Source organism: Burkholderia sp. LMG 13014, assembly GCF_905232215.1.
Classification (GTDB): Bacteria; Pseudomonadota; Gammaproteobacteria; order Burkholderiales; family Burkholderiaceae; genus Burkholderia.
The window spans coordinates 1-5,247 of sequence record NZ_CAJNKE010000426.1; the positions used below are offsets into that span (position 1 = coordinate 1).

Sequence of the window (5,247 nt, forward strand, 5' to 3'; positions counted from 1 at the left end):
TGCCGTTGCGCACGATTCGCACGACCCCCGGCATCTTCAGGATCGCGGTTTCGTCGAACGACAGTAGTTTCGCGTCGTACACGGGCGGCATCACCACACGCGCATGCAGCATGTCGGGTAGCGCCATGTCCTGCACGTAACTGACGCCGCCTGTGACCTTGTTCGGAATGTCGACACGCGGCAGCGACGTGCCGATCACGACGAACGTCGCCGGATCCTTCAGCGGGGAAGACGGCGTCGCGTTGCGATGCAGGTCGACCGTGCGGACCGCGTCGCCGTAGCGCATCGTGCGGCCGTCCGGCGCCTTGATGACCGCGTCGGCGACGCTCAGCAGGCGCGGATCGACGCCGAACTGCTTCGCCGCGCCGTCGACCAGCAGCCCGCGCACCTGGGCTGCGGCGTTCAGCAACGCGGAGCCGCTGTCCGCCATCGTGTGGCTGCCTGCGGTCAAACCCTCGTCCGGCGACGCGCCGGTGTCGGCGGTCAGGAAGGTGATCAGCGAAGGCTTCATGTTCAACTCTTCAGCCGCCACCTGCAGCAACGCGGTGCGCACGCCGGTGCCGAGCTCGACTTTGCCGGTGAACACCGTGACCTTGCCTTCGGGCGTGATCTTGATCCACGCGTCCAGCAGCGGATTGGTCTTCAGGCTGCCGGCCAGCGTTTCGGTGGCCTTGGCCACGTGAACGGCGGCGCCTTCGTCCGCGATCACGACCTCGGCGGCGGCGCGAGCGGCCGGTGCGAGGCTGAACGCGACGAACAGCGCGCCGGAGATCATGAAGTGCCGGCGGCCTTCGTCGATGTCGTCGGGTGGGTTCATCAGAGCCCCTTGCTGATCATGACGGGAGCGGCTACCGGCTCCGGGTCGTGCAAGCCCGCGACCTGGCGCACGGCCGCCAGGATCCGCATGTGGGTGCCGCAACGGCACAGGTTCGGTTCCATGTGGGTGCGCAGCTCGCGTTCGGTGGGTTTCGGGTTGCGTTCGAGCAGCGCCTGGGCGCGCATGATCATGCCCGCGATGCAATAACCGCACTGCGCCGCCTGATGATCGATGAACGCTTGCTGAAGCTTGCCCGGATGCTCGGCGGTGCCGAGGCTTTCGACGGTCCTGACGCGCCGCTCGCCGAGCGCGGCGACCGGGATCAGGCACGAGAACATCGGCTTGTCGTCGACGATCACGGTGCACGCGCCGCATTGTCCGAGGCCGCAGCCGAATTTCGCGCCGTGCAGGTGCAGGTCGTTGCGCAGCGCATAAAGCAGCGGCGTGGACGGATCGATGTCGAGCGTGTGCCGCACGCCATTCACGGTGAGGTTGATCATCGCGCGCTGTCTTCCTTTCTGAGTTTCGCGGCCAGGGTATCGATGCCGCTCCACGCTGGGCGATCGGAGTACGTTTCGCGGATGTACGCGGCGAGGTCCGCGATCTGCGCGTCGTCGTACTGGTCAAGGTAGGACGGCATGTAGTTCAGCGTGTCCTCGCCGTGCCAGCCGATCCCGTTGAACATCATCTGGATCGCGTTGCGCGGCGTGTCGGCGGCGACCGCCGTGCTGAACGCGAGCGTTGGCCGCTCGCCGATCGACTGCATCGGCGATGCCGGCCCGTGGCACTGCGCGCACGACGCCTGGAACAGCACCGCGCCGCGCTGCGCGGAGGGCGTCGTCGCGGCGCGTTCGGCCGCGGTCGGCGCAGGCCGTGCGGCGGCCGGCTTCTGGATCGACAGGATGTAAGCCGCGATAGCCTCGACATCGTCGGCGGGCACCGTTGCGAGATCGCGCGTGACGGGGAGCATCGGTCCGGCGGCCGCGCCGTGTTCGCTCGCGCGGCCGGTGCGCAGGTAGGTCACCAGTTGCGTCTGCGTCCACGGATGTACGGCGTTGCCGAGCGCGTTGAGCGGCGGTGCGTCCCAGCCGTCGACGATGCCGCCGTCGAACGCCTTGCCGGCTTCTTCGCCACCGATCGCATTCAGCGGCGAATGACAGGAGGCGCAGTGGCCGAGGCCGTCGACCAGCATCTTGCCGCGATTCCATTGCGCGGATTGCGAAGGGTCCGGCACGTAGGCGCCTTCGCGCAGGAACAGCACGTTCCAGAACGCGACCAGCGGTCGAAAGTTGAGCGGGAAGATCAGGTCGTTCGCCGGGGTCTTCGTTTGCACCGGTTCGCGCGTCATCAGGTACGCGTAGGCGGCCGCGATGTCCTGGTCGGACATCCGCGTGAAATGAATGTACGGAAAGGCCGGGTAGAGCGGATGGCCGTCGCGGGCAATCCCGGTGCGCAGCGCACGCGCGAAGGCGTCCTGCGACCAGCGGCCGATGCCCGTGTCGGCATCCGGCGTGATGTTGGTCGCGTAGATGGTGCCGAACGGCGTCGCGAGCGGCAGTCCGCCGGCGAACGGCTTGCCGTCCTTCGCCGTGTGGCAGACGACGCAATCGCCCAGCGCGGCCACGCGCGCGCCGGCCCGAACGAGCTGCGGATCGAATGACGCGCGGGCAGGCGGATCGATCGGCGCGATCGACGGGCGATACATGATGCCGATCGCGACCGCCAGGCCGACGATCGCGATGCCTGCCGCGCCGAACCAGAGTCGTTTGTGCTTCATGCATGCTCCACGTGAATCGGTTCGTCGTACCGGATTCGACGCGAAGGGCATTCGGATCGATGTCGGCCGGGCATGTCCCACCGGCAACAGTGCGCCGCGCCGCGGATCCGCTGCTCGCCACCGACCGTCCGGCGTGCGCGATTTTGCATCGAGGCGCTCGACGCGGTCGCTTCGCGCGTGACGGTTGCGGGCCGGCCGTGCATGACCGATTGATTCGACCGTCTTGCACGGCGGCAGGGATTTGCGGCGGAAGTCATGACGTCTCTCCAGAAAGGGCGCCAGGCGCAGGCGACGACCCACGCGACAGCTCGTGAAAGCAGTCTACCCGTCCGATTTCGCTAATTCCTGAAGCTGCACTGAATCGTTCTTAACGTGTCCGCGGCCCGTTCCGGCGCGTGCGCACCGGCGTCAGATCTGCGTTCCGAGACCGAACGCCGCCGCAAGCTGCGGGCCCTTGTCGAGCAACGAGGTCACTTCTTCGCGCCGCTGGACCGACCAGCGGGACAGGCGCTCGACGATATCGGTGGCGTCCGTCGGCAGCGCTTCGGCGAGCGACACGGCATCGCGCGCGGCTTTCGACGTGCCGGACGCCGTATGGGGGCGTACGGTGCAGGCCGCGTCGCCGATCAGCGCGACGCGGCCGTCGACGAAGCCGGGGCTCAACGCGTCGAAGATCGCCTGGTTGAATGGTGCGTGCGTCGCGAGCACCAGTTGCGACAGGGAAGCCGGCAACCGTTCGCGGGCGAGCTGCCGCAGCGTCGCGACGACATCGTAGGAAAGGAGCCCCGGATGCACGGACGCGTGATGGACGTTGCCGTTCCGATCTGTCAGGTGGCGGCGCAGCGCATTGTGATCGGCTTCGTTGCGATACCACAGCCAGTTGAAGCGGCGCGAGCCCGGCGCGAGCGAGCCGTCGAGCGCGGGAATCAGGAATGCCATGAACAGCTCGCCCGGTGCCTTGTGCAGCGTCATGTTCTCGACCAGCGATTCGATCGCGGCGGTGTCGAAATCCGCTTCATCGACGATGCCGCGCCACGCGAGGTAGCCGGCAAACGACGGCGCGTAGCCGGGATACAGCTGCGTGCGCAGGCTCGAGCCCGAGCCGTCGGCGGCGATCAGCACATCCGCGCGAATGCGTTCGTCGTCCAGGTGCACGTCGATGCCGTCCGCGTCCTGGTCGAACCCGGTGACGGTACGGCCGTAATGAATGCGCCCGCGCGGCAGCGTCTCGCACAACGAGCGATAGACGGCGTCCCAGGACGAGAACGGCAGCATTTCGGGTTCGTCCCGCGTGACGATGCCGTCGCGGTCGATCCAGCGCCGCCGATGCGTCGGCACGCTGATCATCTGGCGGCAATGACGGCCATGCTGTTCGAGAAACGCCATCATGCGCCGCAGCACGGCCACGCCGCCGCCCTGGCCGCGCAGCGGGGTGTGCGAGCGCTCGCAGACCATGACCTCATGCCCGACGCAATCGAGCGTCAGCGCGGCTGCGAGACCGGCGATCGACCCGCCTGCAATGACTATCTTCATCGTGCGTGACTCCCAGGTTCGAAAGGCGCCGGCATCGCAAGCCGGTTGCCGGCCTGCGTGGCGGCGCGCGCGGTTCTGACGGCTTGCCGGATGATGCCATGTCCGGCGACGGGCTGCGCCGATCGTGCAAGCGTCATCCGACGCCCGCGCTAGATCCCCAGCAGCTTGCCCGCATTGCCGCCAAGAATCATCGAACGCTGTTCCGCCGTCAGGTCGAGGCGGTCGAGAAAGCGGACCGGCTGTTCGTAGCCCATGTCGAAGCAGTAGTCGCTGCCGAGCACGAGCCGGTCGACCCCGACATTCGCCATCAGGAAATCCAGCACCGGCCCGGAATGGGACACCGTGTCGTAGCTGAATCGCCGCAGATAGCTGCTGGGCTTTTGCGCGAGCCGGCGCGTTTCGGGGCGGGCGGTCCAGCCCGCGTCGAGGCGCCCGACGAGGATCGGCAACGCGCCGCCCGCATGGGGCAACGTGACGTGCAGGTTCGGGTAGCGGTCGAGTACGCCGCCCAGTATCAGGTGCGATCCCGCGATCGCCGTATCGAACGGATTGCCGAGCAGGTTGCTCAGGTAGAAATCGCCGAGCCGCGCGCCGCCGACCGTTTGCTGAGGATGCAGGAACACGGGCAGGTTCAGTTGCTCGATACGCGCGAAAACCGGGGCGAACAGCGGATCGTCGAGATCGCGGTTGTCGATGTTGGTGCCCATGTACACGCCGCGCACGCCCGGCAACTGCGCAGCCCGCTCGAGTTCGTCGATCGCGTCGGTCGCGTTCAGCATCGGCAGCGTCGCGAGGACGACGAAGCGTGTCGGGTGCCGCTGGTGGACGCGCGACGCCGCCGAATTCCAGTCGCGCGCCAGCTTCGCGTTGAATGGACGGTCGCCCCAGTACGCCATCGGCACGCTGAGCGACAGCGCCTGGACATCGACGCCGGACGCGTCCATGTCCCTGAGCCGTTCGTCGACGTCGATGAACTTCATCGGCAACGGCCCGAGGCCGCCGGCGGGCGTCCGGAACGTGAACGATGCATCGTCGCACGCGAACGAGCCGCCAAACTGCTTGCCTTCGCCGCCGACCAGGTCGCAAAAGCTTTCAGGGTAGTAGTGCGCGTGGATGTCGA

Annotated in this window: 5 protein-coding genes; all 5 read right to left on the bottom strand. The window is 67.4% G+C overall.

Going from position 1 to position 5,247, the window contains the following annotated elements:
• On the bottom strand, window positions 1-817 hold an 817-nt coding region (locus JYJ84_RS27760), incomplete at its 3' end, for a molybdopterin cofactor-binding domain-containing protein (protein WP_205189713.1).
• Entirely contained in the window at window positions 817-1,317 is a 501-nt protein-coding gene (locus JYJ84_RS27765) for a (2Fe-2S)-binding protein (protein WP_175221459.1), read from the bottom strand. The genes JYJ84_RS27760 and JYJ84_RS27765, both read right to left, overlap by 1 nt.
• The gene (locus JYJ84_RS27770; protein WP_175221460.1) at window positions 1,314-2,594 is read right to left on the bottom strand and encodes a cytochrome c; all 1,281 of its coding nucleotides are present in this window, start codon (window positions 2,592-2,594) and stop codon (window positions 1,314-1,316) included. The genes JYJ84_RS27765 and JYJ84_RS27770 overlap by 4 nt, the downstream gene beginning before the upstream one ends.
• Window positions 2,595-3,002: 408 nt before the next feature.
• A complete protein-coding gene (locus tag JYJ84_RS27775) occupies window positions 3,003-4,127 on the bottom strand; it encodes an FAD binding domain-containing protein (RefSeq protein WP_175221461.1) in 1,125 nt (374 codons plus the stop codon).
• 149 nt (window positions 4,128-4,276) lie between these two features.
• Window positions 4,277-5,247: amidohydrolase family protein (locus JYJ84_RS27780; RefSeq protein ID WP_205189715.1), on the bottom strand; the 971-nt coding region annotated here is incomplete at its 5' end.

Bases quoted from the DNA above. Each gene is read 5' to 3' on its own strand.
- JYJ84_RS27765 (WP_175221459.1), bottom strand. From the start codon at position 1,317: ATGATCAACCTCACCGTGAATGGCGTGCGGCACACGCTCGACATCGAT.
- JYJ84_RS27770 (WP_175221460.1), bottom strand. From the start codon at position 2,594: ATGAAGCACAAACGACTCTGGTTCGGCGCGGCAGGCATCGCGATCGTC.
- JYJ84_RS27775 (WP_175221461.1), bottom strand. From the start codon at position 4,127: ATGAAGATAGTCATTGCAGGCGGGTCGATCGCCGGTCTCGCAGCCGCG.